This window comes from Hyphomicrobium sp. (assembly GCF_051860585.1).
Lineage (GTDB): Bacteria > Pseudomonadota > Alphaproteobacteria > Rhizobiales > Hyphomicrobiaceae > Hyphomicrobium_C.
The window spans coordinates 19,863-40,718 of the sequence record NZ_JBHYDS010000014.1; the positions used below are offsets into that span (position 1 = coordinate 19,863).

At 63.5% G+C, this 20,856-nt stretch carries 21 protein-coding genes; 9 read left to right on the forward strand and 12 right to left on the reverse strand.

Features of this window, described 5'->3' with window-relative positions:
* Positions 1-1,137: 1,137 nt before the first annotated feature.
* Positions 1,138-1,572 carry a hypothetical protein gene (locus tag ACTIFK_RS17550; protein WP_439544305.1) on the reverse strand — a complete coding sequence of 145 codons (435 nt, stop codon included), beginning with the start codon at positions 1,570-1,572 and terminating at the stop codon, positions 1,138-1,140.
* A gap of 174 nt (positions 1,573-1,746) precedes the next feature.
* Here ACTIFK_RS17550 and mnmG point away from each other — a divergent pair, with 174 nt between their 5' ends.
* From mnmG to ACTIFK_RS17585, 7 genes are all read left to right on the forward strand, one after another.
* Complete coding sequence (gene mnmG, locus ACTIFK_RS17555) at positions 1,747-3,621, forward strand: tRNA uridine-5-carboxymethylaminomethyl(34) synthesis enzyme MnmG (RefSeq protein WP_439544306.1); 1,875 nt, start codon at positions 1,747-1,749, stop codon at positions 3,619-3,621.
* Positions 3,618-4,346 (forward strand): 16S rRNA (guanine(527)-N(7))-methyltransferase RsmG, encoded by a 729-nt coding sequence (gene rsmG, locus ACTIFK_RS17560; RefSeq protein ID WP_439544307.1) that lies wholly within the window; start codon positions 3,618-3,620, stop codon positions 4,344-4,346. The genes mnmG and rsmG overlap by 4 nt, the downstream gene beginning before the upstream one ends.
* A 4-nt stretch (positions 4,347-4,350) precedes the next feature.
* Positions 4,351-5,175, forward strand: coding sequence for a ParA family protein (locus ACTIFK_RS17565; protein ID WP_439544308.1), 825 nt, complete (start codon positions 4,351-4,353; stop codon positions 5,173-5,175).
* A 33-nt stretch (positions 5,176-5,208) separates the two neighbouring features.
* Positions 5,209-6,099: a ParB/RepB/Spo0J family partition protein gene (locus ACTIFK_RS17570; protein ID WP_439544309.1), complete on the forward strand. Its 891-nt coding sequence runs from the start codon at positions 5,209-5,211 to the stop codon at positions 6,097-6,099.
* A gap of 135 nt (positions 6,100-6,234) precedes the next feature.
* The gene (locus ACTIFK_RS17575; protein ID WP_439544310.1) at positions 6,235-6,555 is read left to right on the forward strand and encodes a phosphoribosyl-ATP diphosphatase; all 321 of its coding nucleotides are present in this window, start codon (positions 6,235-6,237) and stop codon (positions 6,553-6,555) included.
* Between the two features lie 129 nt (positions 6,556-6,684).
* Positions 6,685-7,695 carry a type I pantothenate kinase gene (gene coaA, locus ACTIFK_RS17580; RefSeq protein WP_439544311.1) on the forward strand — a complete coding sequence of 337 codons (1,011 nt, stop codon included), beginning with the start codon at positions 6,685-6,687 and terminating at the stop codon, positions 7,693-7,695.
* Positions 7,696-7,922: 227 nt separating this feature from the next.
* Entirely contained in the window at positions 7,923-8,177 is a 255-nt protein-coding gene (locus tag ACTIFK_RS17585) for a hypothetical protein (protein ID WP_439544312.1), read from the forward strand.
* Positions 8,178-8,290: 113 nt separating this feature from the next.
* Here ACTIFK_RS17585 and leuB read toward each other — a convergent pair whose 3' ends face one another.
* The 4 genes from leuB to dapB all read right to left on the reverse strand — a co-directional run bounded on the left by leuB (position 8,291) and on the right by dapB (position 11,629).
* Complete coding sequence (leuB, locus tag ACTIFK_RS17590) at positions 8,291-9,406, reverse strand: 3-isopropylmalate dehydrogenase (RefSeq protein WP_439544313.1); 1,116 nt, start codon at positions 9,404-9,406, stop codon at positions 8,291-8,293.
* Between the two features lie 147 nt (positions 9,407-9,553).
* Complete coding sequence (locus tag ACTIFK_RS17595) at positions 9,554-10,153, reverse strand: DUF4337 domain-containing protein (protein ID WP_439544314.1); 600 nt, start codon at positions 10,151-10,153, stop codon at positions 9,554-9,556.
* Positions 10,134-10,781, reverse strand: coding sequence for a 2,3-bisphosphoglycerate-dependent phosphoglycerate mutase (locus ACTIFK_RS17600; protein ID WP_439544315.1), 648 nt, complete (start codon positions 10,779-10,781; stop codon positions 10,134-10,136). Before ACTIFK_RS17600 ends, ACTIFK_RS17595 begins: the two co-directional genes overlap by 20 nt.
* Before the next feature lie 41 nt (positions 10,782-10,822).
* A complete protein-coding gene (gene dapB, locus ACTIFK_RS17605) occupies positions 10,823-11,629 on the reverse strand; it encodes a 4-hydroxy-tetrahydrodipicolinate reductase (protein ID WP_439544316.1) in 807 nt (268 codons plus the stop codon).
* Positions 11,630-11,824: 195 nt separating this feature from the next.
* On the opposite strand from dapB, the gene ACTIFK_RS17610 reads away from it, so the two are divergent.
* Positions 11,825-12,400 (forward strand): hypothetical protein, encoded by a 576-nt coding sequence (locus ACTIFK_RS17610; RefSeq protein WP_439544317.1) that lies wholly within the window; start codon positions 11,825-11,827, stop codon positions 12,398-12,400.
* 173 nt (positions 12,401-12,573) lie between these two features.
* Here ACTIFK_RS17610 and ACTIFK_RS17615 read toward each other — a convergent pair whose 3' ends face one another.
* The 3 genes from ACTIFK_RS17615 to ACTIFK_RS17625 all read right to left on the reverse strand — a co-directional run bounded on the left by ACTIFK_RS17615 (position 12,574) and on the right by ACTIFK_RS17625 (position 15,299).
* Positions 12,574-13,086: a GNAT family N-acetyltransferase gene (locus ACTIFK_RS17615; RefSeq protein ID WP_439544318.1), complete on the reverse strand. Its 513-nt coding sequence runs from the start codon at positions 13,084-13,086 to the stop codon at positions 12,574-12,576.
* 143 nt (positions 13,087-13,229) lie between these two features.
* Positions 13,230-13,682, reverse strand: a complete 453-nt coding sequence (locus ACTIFK_RS17620; protein WP_439544319.1) for a phasin family protein — start codon at positions 13,680-13,682, stop codon at positions 13,230-13,232.
* Positions 13,683-13,943: 261 nt separating this feature from the next.
* Positions 13,944-15,299 carry an ATP-dependent DNA helicase gene (locus ACTIFK_RS17625; RefSeq protein ID WP_439544320.1) on the reverse strand — a complete coding sequence of 452 codons (1,356 nt, stop codon included), beginning with the start codon at positions 15,297-15,299 and terminating at the stop codon, positions 13,944-13,946.
* A gap of 533 nt (positions 15,300-15,832) precedes the next feature.
* Between ACTIFK_RS17625 and ACTIFK_RS17630 the strand changes: the two genes are divergently transcribed.
* Positions 15,833-16,864 carry an aspartate-semialdehyde dehydrogenase gene (locus ACTIFK_RS17630; RefSeq protein ID WP_439544321.1) on the forward strand — a complete coding sequence of 344 codons (1,032 nt, stop codon included), beginning with the start codon at positions 15,833-15,835 and terminating at the stop codon, positions 16,862-16,864.
* Positions 16,865-16,944: 80 nt separating this feature from the next.
* Here ACTIFK_RS17630 and ACTIFK_RS17635 read toward each other — a convergent pair whose 3' ends face one another.
* The 4 genes from ACTIFK_RS17635 to mtaB form a co-directional block, all read right to left on the reverse strand.
* A complete protein-coding gene (locus ACTIFK_RS17635) occupies positions 16,945-17,538 on the reverse strand; it encodes a septation protein A (RefSeq protein WP_439544322.1) in 594 nt (197 codons plus the stop codon).
* 134 nt (positions 17,539-17,672) lie between these two features.
* Entirely contained in the window at positions 17,673-18,278 is a 606-nt protein-coding gene (locus tag ACTIFK_RS17640; RefSeq protein WP_439544323.1) for an inner membrane-spanning protein YciB, read from the reverse strand.
* 65 nt (positions 18,279-18,343) lie between these two features.
* Positions 18,344-19,531: a signal recognition particle-docking protein FtsY gene (gene ftsY / locus ACTIFK_RS17645; RefSeq protein WP_439544324.1), complete on the reverse strand. Its 1,188-nt coding sequence runs from the start codon at positions 19,529-19,531 to the stop codon at positions 18,344-18,346.
* Positions 19,528-20,781, reverse strand: coding sequence for a tRNA (N(6)-L-threonylcarbamoyladenosine(37)-C(2))-methylthiotransferase MtaB (gene mtaB, locus ACTIFK_RS17650; protein ID WP_439544325.1), 1,254 nt, complete (start codon positions 20,779-20,781; stop codon positions 19,528-19,530). Before mtaB ends, ftsY begins: the two co-directional genes overlap by 4 nt.
* Positions 20,782-20,856 lie beyond the last annotated feature (75 nt).

Below are 20,856 nucleotides of genomic sequence, written 5' to 3' on the forward strand. Positions count from 1 at the left end.
TCTCCCCGTCAAAACGGGGAGAGGGGATGCGTTGCGTGCGCTGCTGGCGTGGCATGCCGCCGCCTGAAGCCACGCGGCATGTGCGCCGCGTGGCACGCGATGTTTCACGTGAATCCACCTTTTAAGAAGCGCAACAAGTGGTCGTTCCACCCCATCACGGTTTCACGTGAATCCATATTTTGGGAGATCGATTTCCAACAGGGGACGCAGGTGTCATCCTAGGCCCTGTGCGTTGGATCTATTCCGCCACTTGGGAACGTCTCTCAACGAATCCCGCAACGCTCTTCCGCTGACCAATGGGTCCTCGGAGTCCATGCGGAGCATGGCTACGCCATGACCCCGAGGATGACAGTGGGGCGATGCCGGCGGCGCCCCCTCACCCGGAAGCGATCTATCGATCGCTTCCGGCCTCTCCCGTCATGGCGAAGCCATGCTCCGCATGGACGGGGAGAGGTGAAGTGGAAGGCGCTGGGAACGGTGCCACTATTCCCTCTCCCCTTGGGGAGAGGGTTAGGGTGAGGGGGCGCTACGCCAGCTCGGAGCCGATCCAAAGTGGCATGCGATGTTTCACGTGAATCCAAAAAGCGGGTCGTTGTTTTGTCGATCTCCCTCTCCCCATCGGCTGCACTTCGATGGGGAGAGGGTTGGGGTGAGGGGCAGGTACTTGCGCCTCGCGGTGACGCTCGCGAACTCCTCTAGGAGCGGTCATGGGCTCAGCGTTCGCTTGGATGCTGTCGGTCACGGCGAGCTTCGATGCCCCTCGACGTCTCCATGGAAGCTGGCCCTCACGATTTCGTCGAGGCTGCCCCTCACCCCAACCCTCTCCCCGTCAGAACGGGGAGAGGGGATGCGTTGCGTGCGCTGCTGGCGTGGCATGCCGCTGGATACCACGCGGAATTCGGCTGCCGTTTCACGTGAATCCAAATTGCGTGGGCGGCCCGCGAAGGCGACGCCCATGGCACTAGGTGTTTCACGTGAATCCATTTTTTGCGCGCATACCGGCACGCGATGTTTCACGTGAATCAGCGGTCACCGATGCACGCATCGATCGATAACGACGATCGCCGTCTACGGGGGCGTTCGATCGCGGGCGTCAGGAAGACTTCGGTTGCCCGGGTTGCCGGGCTCGGCCCGCGGCTACTGGCTGAGCGCGGACTGCATGTCGGCGTTGGAGGCGAAGGCGGATTGGACAACGACCGTGTCCGGCACGTCCGGGAGGCTCGCGGTCTGGGTTTTGGGGCGGCAGCGATCACGGGCAAGCGTCAGCAGGTAGGCATTTCGCTGGGAGAGTGCTTCGGCCTCTTTCCCTGCCGCGTTCTGGAAGTCGAGCCCGACCCATGCGGGCCAGACGAACATGCCCGCCACGCCGGCGACGACGTTCTGGCCGAGCTTGAAGCCTTGCTCGGCGGAGAGGTCGGTTATCTTGGCATTGTTGACGCGCGTTTCGGCTTCAATGGCCTCGCAGCTCATCTGCTTGTCGGACGCAAGCACGAGCGGGGAAATGTCCGGCGCGCGCCCCGCACATGCGCTCAGCGTCAACGCGACGCTCACACCCACGGCTACTTTCAGCATGCAGCACTCCCCCCACGCTCAACCAAGGCAGGTTCGACCGGAAATGCGGTGTCCGTATGCGGCGGAATGGCCCTTTCCACATCAAAACGAAGATGTCCACGGGTTGCGTGCGCTTTGACCCTCACGCGGGGGTCCTGTATCTCTCGCCGGACTCTTTGCGAGGCGGATCGGCGGATGGACGAGACAACTTTCGATGTGATCGTCGTGGGCGGCGGGCATGCGGGCGTGGAAGCGGCCGCTGCGGCTGCACGCATGGGCGCGTCGGTGGCCCTCGTCACGCACAAGTTCGCGACCATCGGCGAAATGTCCTGCAATCCGGCCATTGGAGGGCTCGGGAAAGGCCATCTGGTCCGTGAAATCGACGCGCTCGATGGCCTGATGGGACGGGTCGCGGATGCAGCCGGCATTCAGTTCCGGCTGCTCAACCGGTCCAAGGGGCCGGCCGTGCAGGGCCCGCGCGCGCAAGCCGACCGGAAGCTCTATCGCGAGGCGATGCAGCAGGCCATCCAGACGACGGTGGGCCTGACCGTGCTGGAGGGCGCGGTCGAGGATCTGATCGTCGACGGCCGCGAAGTCTGCGGGATCGTCACGCAGGACGGCAACCACATCCGGGCCGGAGCCGTGGTTCTGACGACTGGCACTTTTCTCAATGGTCTCATTCATTTAGGTGATCAGACTCATCCAGCAGGACGAGTCGGCGATGCGCCGGCGCTGAAGCTTTCTGAGCGGCTTTACGGGCTGGGTCTGGCGATGGGCCGCCTCAAGACCGGTACGCCGGCGCGTCTCGACCGGCGTTCGATCGATTGGGACTCGCTTGAGCAGCAAGCGGGCGATGACGATCCGGTGCCGTTCTCGTTCCTGACCGAGCGGATCACAAATCCTCAAGTGACCTGCGCCGTCACCGCGACGACGGCGGCGACACACGAGATCATTCGCGCCAATCTGGCCCGCTCGCCGATGTATTCCGGGCAGATCGCCTCGAAGGGGCCGCGCTATTGCCCGTCCATCGAGGACAAGGTGGTGCGGTTCGCGGATCGTGCGGCTCACCAGGTGTTTCTCGAGCCGGAAGGATTGGACGACGAAACGGTCTATCCGAACGGCGTCTCGACGTCGTTGCCGGCCGATGTGCAAGAGGCTTTTCTCAAGACATTACCTGGGCTTGAGCGCGTTGTGTTAAAGCGCCCTGGTTACGCGATCGAGTACGATTACGTCGATCCGCGCGCGCTGCTGCCGACGCTGGAGACGAAGATCCTGAGCCGGTTGTTTCTCGCCGGACAGATCAACGGCACCACGGGATACGAGGAAGCGGGCGCGCAGGGGCTCGCCGCGGGCCTCAACGCGGCTTTGCGGGCCTCCGGCGGGGCCAAAACCTTCGTTGTTTCGCGTGCGGACGCCTATCTCGGCGTCATGATCGACGATCTGGTCACGCGCGGGGTCACGGAACCCTATCGCATGTTCACGTCGCGCGCCGAATTTCGCTTGCGGCTGCGGGCAGATAACGCCGATCAAAGGTTAACGCCATTAGGCGAGAACATTGCGTGCGTGAGCCCCGTTCGTTCACGGTCCTACGCTAATAAAAACAATGCCTTATGCGATGTTGCTCAACTTCTTTCTCAAAAAACGCTCACACCGTCAGAAGCGGAACGAATCGGAATCGAAATTAACAAGGATGGGCGGCGGCGTTCGGCGTTCGAACTTCTGTCTTATCCTTCCGTGACCTTCGCGCGCTTGGCTGAGATCTGGCCTGAGCTTTTGTCTGTCGATCCCGCGATTGCGGCTCAGACAGAAATTGACGCTCGGTATGCTTCCTACGTGCGGCGGCAGGATCTCGATGTGGCGGCGCTTCGAAAGGACGAAGGCATCGCGATCCCGGCGGACTTCGCATATGGGGATCTTCCGAGCCTCAAGGCGGAGCTGCGCCTCAAGCTGGCGTCACTGCGGCCGGCGACGCTGTCCCAGGCTGGCCGGATCGAAGGCATGACCCCGGCGGCGCTGATGGTGATTTTAGCGGCCGTGAAGAAGCAATCGGCGCAAAAGAAGGCCTCATGAGCCCCCGTCCGGCGCATATCGGCGGCGCGGATGCGTTCCAGAGGGCTTTCGGCGTTTCACGTGAAACCCTCGACCGGCTGAAAACCTACGACTCGCTCCTCAAGACGTGGCAGCGGACGATCAATCTGGTCGCGCCTTCGACATTAGAGGATGTGTGGCACCGCCATTTCGCGGATTCGGCGCAGTTGCTGGCGTTTGGCGGCGTTTCACGTGAATCGGGATCTTTTGCGCCGGCCGACGGCGCAAAGTCGGAGGGAGAAAAAGCCGCCGGCTCGCGCAATTGGCTCGATTTGGGCTCCGGCGGCGGGTTTCCGGGGCTCGTTCTGGCTATCATGTTGGCCGAACGGGACCCGCAGGCGCGCATGACCCTCGTGGAGTCCGATTCACGAAAGGCCGCGTTTCTTGGCGAGGTCGCCCGCAAGACTGGCGTGGCTGTGGAGATTCGCTCTGAGCGGAGCGAAAAATTCGCGACTCAGGCTAAGTCTCAGATAAGAGACGTGATCACTGCGCGTGCGTTGGCGCCTTTACCGAAGCTTTTGGGGCTCGTGCTGCCGTACTTTTCTCCCCAAACCGTGGCTGTATTCCCGAAGGGGCGCGACGCCGCGGCGGAACTGGCCCAAGCGGCCGAGGCCTTCAGTTTCGACGCCAGGGCTGAGCCGAGCTTGACCGACGACGAGGCGCGCATCGTGATTTTGAGAAATTTGGCTGTGAAGACGGAGGGTTAGCCCCGTGACAGGCCCTGGTTCGAACCTCAGAGTTCTGGCGATCGCCAATCAGAAGGGCGGCGTGGGCAAAACCACGACCGCGATCAATCTCGGGACCGCACTCGCGGCGGTCGGAGAGCGCGTGCTCGTGTTGGATCTCGATCCGCAGGGCAACGCCTCGACGGGGCTCGGCGTGCCGCCGAACGCCCGGAAACTCACGTCCTACGACGCGGTTCTCGGCACTGTGAGCCTGATCGAAGCCGCCGTGCAGACCGCAATTCCGGGCCTTCTGGTCGTTCCGGCGAACTCGGATCTGGTCGGCCTCGAGGCTGACCTTTCGGGCGATCCCAGCCGGGCCTACAAGCTGCGCGATGCCGTTGCAGCGCTTGTGGCGCAGGCCCAGTCGAAACCGGCCGATCAGGCGTTCAAATACATCCTGATCGACTGCCCGCCCTCGCTCAATATCCTGACTTTGAACGCGCTGGCCGCCGCGCACGCCGTTCTGGTGCCGGTTCAGTGCGAATTCTTCGCGCTGGAAGGCATTTCGCAGCTCAAGGACACGATCGATCAGATCCGGGCCACGCTCAACCCCCGGCTCGAGATCCAGGGCGTGGTGCTGACCATGCATGATGCGCGGACGACGCTGTCGCGCGAAGTCGCGGATGAAGTCCGGGCCTTCTTCGGCCCCAAGGTCTACGAATCCATGATCCCGCGGAATACGCGGGTCGCGGAAGCGCCGTCGCACGGCAAGCCGATCCTGCTTTACGATTACGATTGCGCGGGCAGCCAGGCCTACATTCGCCTCGCGACCGAGATCATCGAACGTGAGCGTCACACAAAAGCGGCATAACGGCCTCAAAACACACGAATAACGGGTCAGGTCATGAATTCAGCGCTACCCAAGAGCCGGCTCGGCCGGGGATTGGCCTCCTTGATCGGGGAGGCGCCGCAAAGTCAGCCGCGGTTGCCGGCGGAGGGCGAGCAACGGCTTTGCCCCGTCGACCAGCTGCGCAGCGGCCGGTTCAATCCGCGCAAGGATTTCGCCGAGCAGGATCTGGCGGAGCTATCGGAATCGATCCGCACCAAGGGTCTGGTGCAGCCGATCGTCGTGCGGCCGCATCCCGAGGACGACCAGGCGTACGAAATCGTTGCCGGCGAGCGGCGCTGGCGCGCGTCCCAGAAGGCCGGGCTGCATGTGGTCCCGGTCATCGTCCGGGATTTGTCGGACCGCGAAGTTCTCGAACTGGCGATTATCGAAAACGTCCAGCGCGCCGACCTCAACGCCATCGAAGAGGCGGGCGGCTATCGCGAGTTGATCGAACGGTTCGATTACAGCCAGGAGCAGGTTTCGGAAATCATTGGTAAAAGCCGCAGTCACGTAGCGAATACGCTGCGCCTTCTGAAGTTGCCGGCGCAGGTCCAGGCGTTTGTGCTCGATGGCCGGCTGACAGCAGGTCATGCGCGTGCGCTGGTCGGCCGCGACGATGCCGAGGCCCTTGCGGCGCGGATCGTCGAACAGGGGCTCAACGTGCGCGAGGCGGAAGCTTTGGGTCAGGCCGGGCCGATCGGCGTTGCCGGATCGACCGGGGCGCGCAAGGTCCGCGACAAGGACCCGGATACAAAGGCGTTCGAAAAGGAACTGGCCGATACATTGGGTCTCAAGGTCGAGGTCAAGCGCGGCTCGGGCGAGAGCGGCAACCTCGTGATCAAGTACGGCAATTTCGACCAGCTCGATTATATCCGCATGCGGCTGACGGGATCGCAAGGCGGCTGAGCCGCGTTAAGCTCGCGAAACCGGAGCACTGGACAGCGGGGGCCGGGATGCTTAAGGCCCTGTTCCGCTGTTTCCGGCTATCCTTTCGACCGGATACCGGCGCGGCGGTCTCTTCCCGGCACGAAAGCTGACACCATGAGCAACGATGTTCTTTCCCGCTTAGCCGCGACGATCAAAGCACGGCGCGGTGAGACCGCCTCGACGTCCTACACGCGGCAGCTGTTGGACAAAGGGCCGGCGCATTGCGCCAAAAAGCTCGGCGAGGAAGCCATCGAAACGGTGCTGGCGGGCGCCGGCGAAGGCGACGATGCGCTGCGTGCGGAGGCTGCCGATCTGATTTATCATTTGCTGGTACTGCTCGAGGCGCGCGGCATTGCCTTCGACGACGTGCTGGCGGTCCTGGACAAGCGGACCGGACAATCGGGGCTCGCCGAAAAGGCGGCGCGTCCGCGGTGATGCGCTCGTAAAAGCTCAGGGGCCGATCGGGCCGTGAACGACTGGCCGGCGGCTGCTGGCCGATGCGTGTGTATGTGTTTGTGTGTGCAACTTCGAAGGAGGAGCCACCTCGGCTCCCGGGTGTGACCCATGACAACGGCGCTGGATATCGCGGACGCGGGCGACGGCACGTGGTCCGAGGAAAGCGGCCGAAAAAGCGGCGACCTGAATTTTTCTCCCTATCGGATCTTCACGCGCGAGCAGTGGGCCAAGCTTCGCGCGGATACCCCAATGACGCTCGAGCCTCAAGAACTTGAGGTACTCTCGGGTATCCTCGAAGACCTGAGCGTCGAAGAGGTCGAGACAATTTATCTCCCTTTGTCGCGCCTTCTCAATCTGTACGTTGCTGCAGCGCAAAAACTGCACGCCGTCAGCTCGACCTTCCTCGGCCGGACCGACTGCAAGGTGCCCTTTATCATCGGTGTGGCCGGGTCGGTCGCAGTCGGTAAGAGTACGACAGCGCGTGTCCTCAAAGCGCTGCTGGCGCGCTGGCCGGATCATCCGCGGGTCGATCTGCTGACGACCGACGGCTTCCTCTACCCCAACCGGGAGCTCGAAGCGCGCGACCTGATGAACCGGAAGGGCTTCCCGGAAAGCTTCGACACGCCGCGGCTGCTCAAGTTTCTGGCCGACGTCAAAAGCGGTAAGGCCGAGATCGAAGCGCCGGTCTACTCGCACTTCTTCTATGACATCATGGCCGGCCAGAAGATCGTCATCGAGCGGCCCGACATCCTGATCGTCGAAGGGCTGAACGTGCTGCAGCCGGCCACGTACGAGCGCGGGTCGGCGTCGGGGCCGTTCGTCTCCGACTTCATCGATTTTTCGATTTTCATCGATGCCGAGCCGGCGCTCATCGAGCGGTGGTACCTGGAGCGCTTCATGCGGCTGCGGAGCACCGCGTTCCGCGACCCGGCGTCGTTCTTCCATCGCTACATCACGCTGACGCACGACAATGCGGTGGCCCGTGCGCTCGAGCTTTGGCGGACGATCAACCTCAAGAACCTCGTCGATAACATCCTGCCGACACGGCCGCGCGCGCGCCTCATTCTGCACAAGGCGCAGGACCACAGCATTAAGACTGTTGCACTGCGAAATCTCTGAGTCGCGTTGATCGGAGTTTGTGCAAACGGGAACCAGTTTGCGCGAATGCGCGCATTCGCTCGCCCTGCTTACGTAAGTGGGATCTGGGCAATATGAATATTTTACATGACGCTCAATGAATTGGGCCGCTCCCGGATATTTTGGGAAGTTCTCCCTCTAGACTTGCTGCGCTGCGGCAATCAAATAGGGGAATTATTCCTGCTTTCCTTTCAAGGAGATTCCCCATCATGAAGCACATTGTAGCGCTCGCCGCCGCCCTGGCATTCTGCTCGACCGCAGCATTTGCCGACGAAAAGCCGACCGCCGACGAAGCGGCAAAGATCAAGGACGCCGTCGCCGCCTGGGGTTGCGAAGGCGGCGAGTACGAGAAGGAAGCCGAGGGTACGGGCGTGTACGAGGCCGAGGACGTCAAGTGCAAGGCGGGCCAGTACGATTTCCGCCTCGACAAGGACTTCAAGGTGTTCGTGATCACGAAGGACTAAGCACGCTTGCGGATCGAGCGCGTCTCTCCGCTTGCGGCGATAATGAAGGCGGCCCTCCATTCGGAGAGCCGCCTTTTTTCATTCAATCGCCCCGCAGGGTGGAGGGCCGTCGATCAGGCCACCAGCTTCTCCAGCTTGGCGAGGATGGCGCCGCCCATTTCGGTCGTACCGACCTTGCGCATGCCGTCCTGCATGATGTCGCCGGTGCGGTAGCCGTCCGAGAGGACGCCCGCGATGGCCTGGTCGATGAGATCGGCTTCCGCACTCATGCCGCACGAATAGCGGAGCGCCATGGCGAAGCTGGCGATGGTCGCGATCGGATTGGCGAGGCCTTTGCCGGCGATGTCCGGCGCCGAACCATGGACGGGCTCGTAGAGGGCGAGCCGCTTGCCCGTTTTCCCATTCTCCGAGCCAAGCGAGGCCGAGGGCAGCATGCCGAGCGAGCCGGTCGCCATCGCCGCTTCGTCCGACAGCACGTCGCCGAAGAGATTGTCGGTGACGATGACGTCGAACTGCTTCGGGTTGCGGACGAGCTGCATGGCGCAATTGTCGGCGAGGATGTGGTGCAGCTCGACGTCCGGCGCGTACGACTTGTGGGTCGCGGTCACGACCTCGTTCCACAGCACGCCGGTCTTCATGACGTTGCGCTTTTCGGCCGAATGGACCTTGTTGCCGCGCTTGCGGGCGAGATCGAAGGCGACCTTGGCGATGCGCTCGATTTCGCGCGTCGTGTAGATCTGCGTGTCGACGGCGCGCTTCTGGCCGTCCTCGAGCGTGACGATCTCCTTCGGCTCGCCGAAATAGACGCCGCCGGTCAGCTCGCGCACGATCATGATGTCGAGGCCCTCGACCAGCTCGCGCTTGAGGGAGGAGGCGTCGGCCAGCGCCGGATAGCAGATCGCGGGGCGAAGGTTGGCGAAGAGGTCGAGATCCTTGCGGAGGCGGAGCAGGCCGGCCTCGGGGCGGACGGCGTAGGGAACCTTGTCCCACTGCGGGCCGCCGACGGCGCCGAAGATCACCGCATCGGACGCCTTGGCCTTGGCGACGCACGCATCGGTGACGGCGACGCCGTGCTTGTCGTAGGCGGAGCCGCCCACGAGATCGTGCTCCGTCTCGAATTTGATCGCGCCGCTCATCTTGTTGAAGAACGCGATGATGCGTTCGACCTCGGCCATGGTCTCAAGGCCGATGCCATCGCCGGGCAGGAGAAGCAGCTTGTGCGTCGTCATGTGTCGAGGTTCCGTCAGAGGGTGTGGGTTTGCGTGGCTCGCGTACTACCGCGCCGCATCCCGGCCTGCAAGCGGACCGGTGGGCAATGCTTTCGGGCGCGGTGGCGACGCCTTCGTGTGCGGCTGTGACGACGGGGCCGGGCGGCGTTAACCTATGAAGGGAACGGCCACCAGAAGCAGGAAGCCGTTCAGCGTGATCACGGTGCCGGCGATCCCCATGAATGCGCTTGCGATCAGCACGGCCGAGCCGCCGGAAATGATCGCGACGGACGCTAAGACGATGGCGATCTGCAGAAGAGCCTGCCCGTAATCGAAATAGGGGTCCTTGCGCAGCGCGATGTCGCGTCCGGTCTCAAGCGCCTTGCCGCGCTGGAACAGCTCATCGAGGCCCTCGCCGGACTTCGGATCGGAGGTCAGCTTGCGATCCTCGTCCTTGTAGCTCGCGATCTTGGCTTCGATTGCCGCGCGGGCCTCGGGGCTCAGGGCGGGGTTGGCGAGCGCGACAAGCTGCAGCTCGTCCGCCTGCGTTCTCAGAACATGGCGGCGCAGGTTCTTGGCCTGGAAGAAGTTCCAGGTGTTCGACGCCTCGATGTTCTTGAGGGTCGCATCCTTGGCGGCATTGCCGCCGCCGAGCGTGCAGATCGCCAAGATGACGGCGAGCACGCCGATATAGACGCCGATCCACCGGTCGCGGCGATGGCTGGCCGCGGCGGTTTCGTGGGCCAGCTCAGCCAAGGCCACTGTCACGTCCTTCCGAACGGACCAGCTCGCGATGCTCGGCAACGTCGCCGGTATCGGAGAAGCGATAAAGCTGTGGTGCCGCGGTGGCGAGCTCCAGATCGAGGATCTCCACCTCGGAGAGCTTGTCGAGATACATCATGAGCGCGCGCAGCGAGTTGCCGTGGGCGGCGACGATCACGTTTTTGCCCGCCTCGATGTGGGGCCAGATGTTGGCGAGGTAATACGGCTGCACGCGGGCGGCCGTGTCCTTCAGGCTTTCACCTCCGGGAGGCGGGATATCGAAGCTGCGGCGCCAGGCGAGCACCTGCTCTTCGCCCCACCGCTCGCGCGCCTCTTCCTTGTTGAGACCGGAGAGCTCGCCGTAGTCGCGCTCGTTCAGCGCTACGTCCTCGATGACTTGCGGGGCCTCTCCGCCGATCTCGCCGAGAATGATGTCGAGAGTGTGCTGGGCGCGCTTGAGCTTGCTGGTGAAAGCAATGTCGAAGCGAAGGCCCTCGCTTTTCATGACCCGACCGGCCCAACGGGCCTCGATGACGCCCTTATCGGTGAGATCCGGATTGCGAATGCCGGTGAAGATGTTCTTCTTGTTCCATTCGCTTTCTCCATGGCGCACGAGCACTAATTTGTTCGTCATGGATTCAACCCGTTTCGTCCTTTGCAACGTCGACATGCGGTTCAAATTCCTAATACATCGCTCATGCTGAAAAGTCCGGGCCCTTTGCCTTGGCCCCAGAGCGCCGCTTTGACGGCGCCACGCGCGAAGATGCTTCGATCGCCGGCTTTGTGGGTGATTTCGATTCGTTCGCCTTCGCCCGCGAAAATGACGGTGTGGTCGCCGATGACGGAGCCGCCGCGGAGCGTGGCAAAGCCGATGTTGCCCCGCTGGCGCGGCCCGGTGTGCCCGTCCCGCACCATGTCGGCGTTCGTCTTGAGATCGATCTTTCTCCCCTCGGCCGCCGCGGCGCCCAGCATCAAGGCCGTGCCCGACGGAGCGTCGACCTTGTGACGGTGGTGCATCTCGACGATCTCGATGTCGAACTCCGCGTCCAGGACTTCGGCGATGCGCCGCGTCATGGCCGTCAACAGGTTGACCCCGAGGCTCATGTTACCGGCCTTGATGACAGTAGCGTGGCGTGCGGCCGATATGATTGCGGCCTCGTCGCGCTCGTCCATCCCGGTGGTGCCGATGACGTGGACGATGCCGGCCTGGGCGGCCAGGTCCGCCACTTCGATGGTGGCGGCGGGGGTGGTGAAGTCGATGATGGCGTCGCTTCGGCTGACGATGTCGCGCGTATTCGTGGAGACGGCGATGCCGAGCGCGGGGAGGCCGGCGAGAATGCCGAGGTCGGCGCCGACGTGGGGGGAGGAGCGGCTTTCGGTGCCGCCGCTCAGGACGCAACCGGATGTCGTGGAGATCACGCGGATGAGCTCGCGGCCCATGCGGCCCGCTGCTCCAGTCACGGCGATCCTGACCTCGCTCATCGCAACCTCGTGTTTCGATTGCGCGCGATATACCATGTGTGCGGCAGAGCGGAAGTGCGGCTCTTGGGCCTGGATACGGTTGTCAACGGTCGAGGGTGGGCTAGGCGGGCAAAATGGGGCAGCCGGCCGCGGATTTTGGCCACGATGGCGTGTACAAGGAAGACCAGGATCGCACCGACGTTGGAGGGGCCGTGCATGGGCTGGCGCCCAACGTGTCTGACAGCTTTGCTGCTCGTTCTTTCGTACGCAGGTGCGGAGGCGATCCAGCCCGTCAAAAGTCTTTATACGGCGCTCGACATCTCGCAGTGTGAGCCGGTGCCCGGCGACCGCTCCGGGGCGGCGCGGCTGTGCGCGGGGCTGCCGGGTTATCCCGTGTACGTTGCAGAGGGCCGCCGGGGGACCTACCTCAGTGTCGGCCCGGACGCCAACAAGCGCCAGGCCGCGCGGCAAACACTCCGCGCTTTCAACACGTTGTTCGATAAGCGCGGGCAGAGAAGCACGATCGAATGGCGGTTCGTGGTGCGCGACGCGCAGCCGGTCCCTTACGCCACCATCGTGCGCTACTTCACGGAAAGCCCTGCGGGCGCCGGCGAGGTTCTCGTCGTCACGCGCGTGACGGACCGGGAAACCTGCCACGTGGCCTATGTCGACGCGCTGGCCAACCTCGATGCCATCGTGCTGGCGCGCAAGCTGGCCGATACGATCGCGCGTCAGGAGACCTGCCCGCTCGAGCCGGCAGTCCAGGGCGCGGCCGGGCGGAGCCCGATGTGAGATGACGGCGGGCTTTTAGATCATGATACTAGAGACCTCCTGAGGCTCGAGCTTGGAGAGGACTGTTCGCAGCACTGCGAACGGGCCTTTTACGGCGGAGCCCGATGTGGGGAGCCTGATGAGAGGTGTGACGGAGGGGTGAGGACGCGGGATCGCGCGGACGATGACCCGTCTCAGGCCGGCCAGGCGAAGGCGATCTTCTCAAGCTTGCGGCTGCCGATGCTCTCGATGGCCTGCTTCACGGGCCGGCCGCCGCGGCGCCAGTAAAAGTCGGTCGCCATGGTGTTGTCGGCGAGCGCCCAGACGATCAGACCCTTGAGGCGGCGCTGGTCGAGACCGTAACGGCATCCCTCGAACAAATGTTCGCCGAGGCCGAGGCCCTGGTGCACGGGCGCAATGTAGAGCTCGTAGATTTCGCCCTGATAGGGACCGCGCGTGCGCGAAAATCCGAGAGTCGAATAGCCGACCACCGCGCGCGCGGATTCGACCACCAGCAGGCTGTCGCCGCTGCGGATCACGCTGGCCCACCATTCGGGGCCGCGCCGGCGGATCATGTCGTCGAGATGGGTTTGGGGAAGGATGCCGCGGTAGGCCTGCAGCCAAGATTGTCGAAACGTCTCAGCGACCGATGCGGCGTCGGCGAGCCGGCCTTTGCGAATTTTGATATCGGAACGCGACCCTAACATTTCCTCACTATAGCGCGAAATTCGAAGCGTGAAAGGCTCCACGCCATCCGCGCGAAGCAAATTATTTTTTGGTCACGAAAAAAGCCCGGCGATTGTGTCGCCGGGCTTTACGTGGTGCGCGAGAGTGTTGGTGAGGCGGCCTATCAGCCGGCCTTCTTGATCTGCTCGAAGGTCTTGGTGGCAGCGGTGTTCAGGCTCTCGAAGGTCTGCTGTGCAACCTTGGTCGAAAGCTCGAAGAGCTCCTTCGACTGGGCGCCGGCCGTCGTGAACTGCTGCTGCACGAACTGCGTCTGGAGACGAAGAAACTCGGGAAGGGTCTTGGCGCGGGCGAGGGCCTGGGCAGCCTCAAACACAGCTTCCGTGTTGGTCTCGGTGTTCTTCAGGACCTTGTCGCCGATCGACTTGGCGCCAGCGTGGGCGGCGACCATGACCTCTTCGAGGACCTTGGCGTTGTCCTTAGCGACGGTGTTGAACTTGCCGTAGGTTTCGCGCGCCTTGGTGACGCTGTCTTCGGCGATGGCCTGGACCTGCTCCGGAATGCGGGCTTCCTTGGCGGCGGCGAGGAAGTCTTGCGTCTGGCGGGTAAAGTCGTTCACGGGAATGCTCCTGTTGCTGAATCTGTAGGCGGAGGGACGCCGGGGCGAAGGTGATATGTGTCACGTCCGAGCAACGTCTGAACTCTTCGATTCGAAACATAGCAATCTTTTGTTGCAGTGCAACATGAAAATTTGTTGCTTCGCCGCATAATGCTCTACGTGAGGAATAGCGAAGAGCGCCGGTGTGTTAGTCGAGATTTGTGACGATGGTTTTCTGGCCCGTATTTCGCATGTGCGAGAAACTGATTAAAAATCATGCTCTTACGGCTGAAGACTTGGGAAGCGGTCGCGATAGCCCATGGCGGCCGGATCGAACAGGATGTCCCGCGGGGTGAGGGTGCGGGCCAGCGCCATGCCCTCCAACGTGCGGCACCGCGACAATGCGACATAGGCCTGACCGTGCGCGAAGGTCCCGCGGCCGAGATCGATATAGACGCTGTCGAGCGTCAATCCCTGAGCCTTGTGGATCGTGAGCGCCCAAGCCAGGCGGACGGGATACTGCTTGAAGGTGCCTGCAACCGTGCCGACGATCTTTTCCTGCTCGCTGTCGTAGGCGTAGCGGCGCTGCTCCCAGCTTGCCGGCTCGAGTTCGTGCTCGCGGCCGGCCACCTCGACGAACACCTTCGTTTCCTCGAGGCGTGAAATGCGGGCGATGGTGCCGTTCACCCAGCGGCGGTCCGGATCGTTGCGCAGGATGATGACCTTGGCGCCGACCTTGAGGGTGAGCGTGCTGTCGGTCGGCTGGGAGGCGGACGTGAAGTCACCCGTTACGGCCGCCGCGTACGTGCGGTGCTGGCCGGGCAGTGCGTCGAGGTAGGCCGAGTTGATGCGCTGGGCGGCGGCGTTGGTCGGCGTCAGGATGACGAACTTCTCGCCTTCGCTGAGCGTGCGGATGGGACTGACACGCGTGTTCAAGTCGCCGAGGTCTTCTTCGTTCGCCTCGCCGTCGCGGATGCGGTTCAGCACCGAGATCAGCCGCTCGTCGCTCTGGCGGAAGACGTGGGTCAATTCCAAGCGCGCCGTGCCGGCGCCTTCGCCGAGCGCCGGACAAGAGAAGAAGAAGGGCCCGCCGAATTCCGATTCCAGGTGCTGGGCGACCTCCACCTCCTGCACGACGGGCGGGAGCTGATGCAAGTCGCCGAACATGATGAGACGGACGCCGCCGAACGGTTCGCGCGGGCGGCCGCGGTTGATGCGCAGCGACTGGTCGATGGCCCACATCAGATCCGAGCGGACCATCGACACTTCGTCGATGACCAGGAATCCGATCTTGCGCATCACCTGCCCGTTGCGGCTGCGGCGGATGTCGTCGGGGCGGATGAGGCGCGGGGGCAGGCCGAAGAAGGAGTGAATGGTCTGGCCGCCCACGTTGACGGCGGCGAGGCCGGTCGGCGCGACGACCACGAGATCATGGTCGAGCGTCGCCTTGAGCGCGCGCAGCAGCGTCGATTTGCCGGTGCCGGCGCGACCGGTCACGAACAGGTGCCCTTCCGCGTCGCGGATGTAGTCGACCGCGGCGGCATACTGCTCTGTCGGCGTGACGCCGGCGGGCCAGGCCGCGTCCGGAATGGATACGGCGGGCAAGGTCGCTGGCGGTGAGGGGGGTGGTGTCCGCAAGGCTAACCTTCTGATCCGGAACCGAGGCTCCGACCTAAAGTGATGTGGCGGCCGTGTCAAAGCTCGGCGGCAGGTTCCCTCCCCCTTGTGCCGAAGGCGCGGCTTCGCCACGACTTGGGGAGGGGTTAGGGGCGGGGGGGAACCACGGCGTCCGCTGCTGCGGGGTCCCCCCCCTCCTAGCCTCCCCCACAAGGGGGGAGGGATGCGTTGAGCGTGTTGCGATCGGCACGAGATCCGACCAATTGGTTCTTGAAAGCAGGGGCGACGGCGCGTAAGTCAACGCCGCCTAGGAAAAATCCCATTAATACGGCACGGCCTAGAGCACGTTCTCTATCACTGACTCAGGGTGGCACGTGCGAACGTGCTCTAATTTCTTTGTTTTAGGGTCTGATTCACGTCCTCGTCATGCTGGAGGCATGCTTTCAGCATGACGCGAGCTCGATCGCTCGCATCTCGAACGATCAGGCTCTATGACATTCCCTGGCTGAGCGCCCCACCGTGGCGCTTCGCTGCTGCAAAGGACGATCGAGATCATGGGTTACAAAGTCGCTGTCGTCGGCGCCACCGGAAACGTCGGTCGCGAGATGATGAATGTGCTCTCGGAGCGCAACTTCCCCGCAGATCAGGTGTTCGCAATCGCGTCGCGCCGTTCGCTCGGCACGGAAGTCTCCTTCGGTGACCAGACCCTCAAATGCCAGGATCTCGAGAAGTTCGACTTCTCGAAGGTGGACATCTGCCTGATGTCGGCCGGCTCGTCCGTGTCGAAAGCGTGGAGCCCCAAGATCGGCGCCATGGGCTGCGTCGTGATCGATAACTCGTCGTGCTGGCGCTACGATCAGGACGTGCCGCTCGTCGTGCCGGAGGTGAACCCCGAAGCGCTCGCGGGATTCGCCAAGAAGAACATCATCGCCAACCCGAACTGCTCGACGGCGCAGCTGGTCGTTGCGCTGAAGCCGTTGCATGACGCGGCAAAGATCAAGCGCATCGTCGTTTCGACCTACCAGTCCGTGTCGGGCGCGGGCAAGGAGGCGATGGACGAGCTGTGGTCGCAGACCAAGGCCAAGTATGTGCCGGGCACCGAGGTCGAGCCGACGAAGTTTCCGAAGCAGATCGCGTTCAACTGCATTCCTCATATCGACGTCTTCATGGAAGACGGCTTCACGAAAGAGGAATGGAAGATGATGGCCGAGACCAAGAAGATCATGGACCCCAAGATCAAGCTCACGGCGACGTGCGTGCGCGTGCCGGTGTTCGTGGGTCACTCGGAGTCGGTCAATGTCGAGTTCGAGCGTCCGATCTCCGCCGAAGAAGCGCGCGAGATCCTGAGCACCGCGCCGGGCATCCTGGTCGTCGACAAGCGCGAGCCGGGCGGCTACGTGACGCCGGTCGAGGCGGCGGGCGAGTACGCGACCTACGTGTCGCGCATCCGCGAGGACACGACGGTCGAAAACGGGCTGGCGCTGTGGATCGTCGCCGACAATCTTCTGAAGGGTGCGGCGCTCAACACGGTGCAGATCGCCGAGACGCTGATCGAGCGCAACCTGCTCAAGAAGGTTGCCGCGTAAAGTGCACAACGAATTCCGTCATGGCTGCCTCTCGCGGCCGTGACGGACGACTGCCTTTCCAGAATTGCTTTTCGAACCGTCTATTCTTCTTCGGGCTTGTCGAGCGCATGGCGCTGCAGGAGCCCGACCTGGGCGATGGCGAAGACCATCGTGATCGGCATGATGCCGAAGACCTTGAAGGCCACCCACGAGTCCGTCGACAACAGCCGCCAGGCAAATTCGTTCAACACCGCGAGCAGCACAAAGAAGCACGCCCAGCGGAAGGTGAGCTTGCGCCAGCCTTCCTCGGTGAGGCTGAAGACGTCGCCGAACAGGTAGCGCAGCAGCGACTTGCCGAAGAACAGTCCGCCGAACAGCACGGCGGCGAAGATCGTGTTGACGATGGTGGGCTTGAGCTTGATGAACAAATCGTCCTGCAGCCACAGGGTCAGTCCGCCAAAAACAAGAACCACGACGCCAGAGACCAACGGCATGATCGGCACGCGCCCAAAAAGGAAGCGTGAGGCGACCAACGACACGGCGGTCGCGGCAATGAAACAGCCCGTGCCCCAGAAGATGCCAGCGCGCGCGTTCATCGTGAAGAACACCACGAGCGGTCCCAGCTCGACGAGGAACTTCAGAAGCTGCTGCGTGCCGCTGTCCTCTTTGTCGGTCTTCGTCTCGGTCTGGCTCATCGGCGTTCCATTTCAATCCGTGGCGGGCTCGTTCAGCGCCTTATTGCGGCAGGGGCTCTTGGCGGCCTGCCATCGTTTGCGCATCCGGCCGCAGTGTCAGTTCGCGACGGAACACGTCAGCAGCAAGCAACGTCTCAGAGGTGGTGCTTGCTCATCAGTTTTGTCAGAACCCACGCGTAGAGCCCGCTCAGCGGAAGAACGATGAACAGCTTGAACGCGATCCAGATGTCGACGCCGTTCATGGCGTGTCCCAGGATGTTGTAGACCTGATCGTCCTTGAAGTAGAGCCGCACGGCCTCATTCAGCAGGGCCGTGAACAGGAAGAACCAGGCGAAGCTCTTGGTGAAGGAGTTCCAGCCCTTCTCGGTATAGCGAAACGTCTTGCCGAAGACGTACTCGAAAAAGTTGCGCTTCAGGTAGAGGCCGAGGAACAGGAAGGCCGCAAAAAGTGCGTTGAAGATCGTGACCTTGATCTGCACCCACATCGGGTCATGGGTGATCAGGGTCAGGGCGCCGAAGACGATCGTAACCGTGGAGGCGATCAGCGGGAACACCGGCGGGCGCCCGAACATGTAGATCATTGCGATGATGGCGAAAACGGTGGTCGTGATCAGCGCCCAGGTGCCGGCATTGATGCCGTACATGGCGTTGACGATGAACATCGTCACCAGCGGGCCGAACTCGCTCAGGATGTTGACGGTCTGTTCGGCATTGAACGGGTAGAGGCGTTGGCGGCTCATGTTCGCTTGATCGTCCTTGTTATGCGTTCGGCGCGGCGCGGGCGGCATTTGTCTAAACCCAAGCTTCAGAGTTCGGCTATCGCGCGGGCGTAATCTTTGGCAGAGAAACTTTGCAGATCTTCGACGCCCTCGCCGACGCCGATGGCGTGGACGGGGAGCCCATGTTTGGCGGCGATGGCGACCAGGATCCCGCCGCGGGCGGTGCCGTCGAGCTTGGTCATGACGAGGCCCGTCACGCCGGCGCGTTTGCCGAACACCTCGACCTGCTGCATGGCATTCTGTCCCGTCGTCGCGTCGAGGACGAGGAGCACGTCGTGCGGGGCAGTCTCGTCGATCTTGCGCAGCACGCGCACGACCTTCTCCAGCTCGGCCATCAGGCCTTCCTTGTTCTGGAGGCGGCCGGCCGTGTCGATGAGCAGAACGTCGGTGTTGGCTTCACGCGCTTCCTTCAGCGCATCGAAGGCGAGGCCTGAGGCGTCGGCGCCGACATCGCGGGCGATGACGGGCGCGCCGGTCCGCTCGCCCCAGACCTTGAGCTGATCGATGGCGGCGGCGCGGAAGGTGTCGCCGGCGGCGAGCATGACGCGGTGGCCTTCGCGGCTCAGTTTCGCGGCCAGCTTGCCGATCGTGGTGGTCTTGCCGCTGCCGTTGACGCCGAGCACGAGCACGACATGGGGCTTGCGGCTGGCGTCGATGACGAGCGGGCGCGCCACGGGTTCGAGAACGCGCGCCACCTCTTCGGCCAGCGTTTCGCGGATCTCGGCCGACGTGACCATTTTCTCGAAGCGGCCCTTGGCGAGGGCGGCCGTGATGCGCGACGACGTTTCGATGCCGAGGTCGGCGGCGAGGAGGACTTCCTCCAGCTCTTCGAGGGTTTCGCTGTCGAGCTTCCGCTTGGTGACGAGACCGGTGATGCCCTCGGTGAGCCGCGACGATGTCTTGGCCATGCCCTGTTTGAGGCGCGCGAACCAGCCAACGCGCGCGGGAGGTTCCGGCTCGGTGGGCGCGGGCGGCGGCGCGACGGTCTCAGGCTCGGCGGTCTCAGTCTCGGTCTCGGCAGTCTCGGAGTCGGCAGGCGGCGGTGCGGTGTCGTGATCGGACGCGGGTGGCAGCTCAACGCTTTCGAGCGCGGGTGTGGTTGGTGGCGTCAGGTCCGGCGATGACGGGTCGGGCGATGGGCCATCGGGTGCGTCGGCGCCAGGCCGAAGCCAGCGGCTGAACAATCCCTTTTTCTTCGGTTCGCCGGGGCTCACGCGTGCACCGTCCCGTCGACGCGGCGGCCATTGTGGCTGCCGAGGGTGGCCCACTGCATCGTGCCGACCGGCACGCGGCGATCGACATGGACCTCGGCGTACTGCGGCGTGCGGCCGAGACGATCGCGTTCCATCAGGATTTCGATGCGTTGTCCTTTCAGACGGTCGAGGTAGCGGGCGTGGGCCGCCTCGCCTGCGGCGCGCAGCCGGACGGCGCGCTCCTTGATGGCCGGCCGATCGACCTGCGGCATGCGGGCGGCGGGCGTGCCCTTGCGTGGCGAAAACGGGAAGACGTGCAAATAAGTGAGGCCGCAGCTCTCCACGAGATCGAGCGTGTTGGCGAACATGGCTTCGGTCTCGGTTGGAAAGCCGGCGATCAGATCGGCGCCGAAGATTACGTCCGGACGCAGACGACGGACTTCATCGCAGAAGCGGATGGCATCGGTGCGACGGTGGCGGCGCTTCATGCGCTTCAGGATCAGATCGTCGCCGGCCTGCATCGAGAGATGCAGATGCGGCATCAGGCGTGGCTCGGTGGCGATGGCGTCGAGCAGGTGAGGATCGGCTTCGACCTGGTCGACGGACGAGAGGCGCAAACGCGGCAGTTCGGGAACATGCCGGAGCACCTGCTTGACGAGGCGGCCTAGCGTCATCGGTCCCGGCAAGTCGGCGCCATACGACGTGATGTCGACGCCGGTCAGGACGATTTCGGGAGAGCCCGTTTCGACGAGTTTGCGCACCTGAGCGACGACCTCGCCGGCGGGGACGGAGCGCGACGGGCCGCGGCCCATGGGAATGATGCAGAAGGTGCAGCGGTGATCGCAGCCGTTCTGGATCTGCACGTAGGCGCGGGCCAAGCCGAAACCCTCGATCATATGATGCGCCGTCTCCTTGACGCTCATGATGTCGTTGACGGCGACGCGCGCGAGGCCGTCGTCGGCGAGGGCGCGGAAGGTGGCCGGGTCCAGCTTCTCGGCATTGCCGACGACGTGGTCGACGCCTTCGATCTCGGCAAAGCTTTCCGGTTCGATCTGGGCGGCGCAGCCGGTGACGATCAGGCGGGCCGTCGGATGATCGCGGCGCAATCTGCGGATCGTCTGTCGGGCTTGCGCGACGGCTTCGCCCGTCACGGCGCAGGTGTTGACGATCACGCAATCGGAGAGCCCCGCGTCGGCCGCGTGACGGCGCATGACCTCGGACTCATAGGCGTTGAGCCGGCAGCCGAGGGTTACGATTTGCGGTTCGGACATCGGTCTTTCGGGGGACATTGTCACGCGACGTTCCCGGCGTGATTAGGGCAATCGGCGGTGCCGAACAAGGCAGGG

Coding starts and splice junctions, on each gene's coding strand:
- ACTIFK_RS17575 (WP_439544310.1), top strand. CDS start 6,235: ATGAGCAACGATGTTCTTTCCCGCTTAGCCGCGACGATCAAAGCACGG.
- ACTIFK_RS17600 (WP_439544315.1), bottom strand. CDS start 10,781: ATGACGAACAAATTAGTGCTCGTGCGCCATGGAGAAAGCGAATGGAAC.
- ACTIFK_RS17615 (WP_439544318.1), bottom strand. CDS start 13,086: ATGTTAGGGTCGCGTTCCGATATCAAAATTCGCAAAGGCCGGCTCGCC.
- ACTIFK_RS17635 (WP_439544322.1), bottom strand. CDS start 17,538: ATGAGCCAGACCGAGACGAAGACCGACAAAGAGGACAGCGGCACGCAG.
- mnmG (WP_439544306.1), top strand. CDS start 1,747: ATGGACGAGACAACTTTCGATGTGATCGTCGTGGGCGGCGGGCATGCG.
- leuB (WP_439544313.1), bottom strand. CDS start 9,406: ATGACGACGCACAAGCTGCTTCTCCTGCCCGGCGATGGCATCGGCCTT.
- dapB (WP_439544316.1), bottom strand. CDS start 11,629: ATGAGCGAGGTCAGGATCGCCGTGACTGGAGCAGCGGGCCGCATGGGC.
- ACTIFK_RS17585 (WP_439544312.1), top strand. CDS start 7,923: ATGAAGCACATTGTAGCGCTCGCCGCCGCCCTGGCATTCTGCTCGACC.
- mtaB (WP_439544325.1), bottom strand. CDS start 20,781: ATGTCCGAACCGCAAATCGTAACCCTCGGCTGCCGGCTCAACGCCTAT.
- ACTIFK_RS17640 (WP_439544323.1), bottom strand. CDS start 18,278: ATGAGCCGCCAACGCCTCTACCCGTTCAATGCCGAACAGACCGTCAAC.
- ACTIFK_RS17550 (WP_439544305.1), bottom strand. CDS start 1,572: ATGCTGAAAGTAGCCGTGGGTGTGAGCGTCGCGTTGACGCTGAGCGCA.
- rsmG (WP_439544307.1), top strand. CDS start 3,618: ATGAGCCCCCGTCCGGCGCATATCGGCGGCGCGGATGCGTTCCAGAGG.
- ACTIFK_RS17630 (WP_439544321.1), top strand. CDS start 15,833: ATGGGTTACAAAGTCGCTGTCGTCGGCGCCACCGGAAACGTCGGTCGC.
- ACTIFK_RS17610 (WP_439544317.1), top strand. CDS start 11,825: ATGGGCTGGCGCCCAACGTGTCTGACAGCTTTGCTGCTCGTTCTTTCG.
- ACTIFK_RS17570 (WP_439544309.1), top strand. CDS start 5,209: ATGAATTCAGCGCTACCCAAGAGCCGGCTCGGCCGGGGATTGGCCTCC.
- coaA (WP_439544311.1), top strand. CDS start 6,685: ATGACAACGGCGCTGGATATCGCGGACGCGGGCGACGGCACGTGGTCC.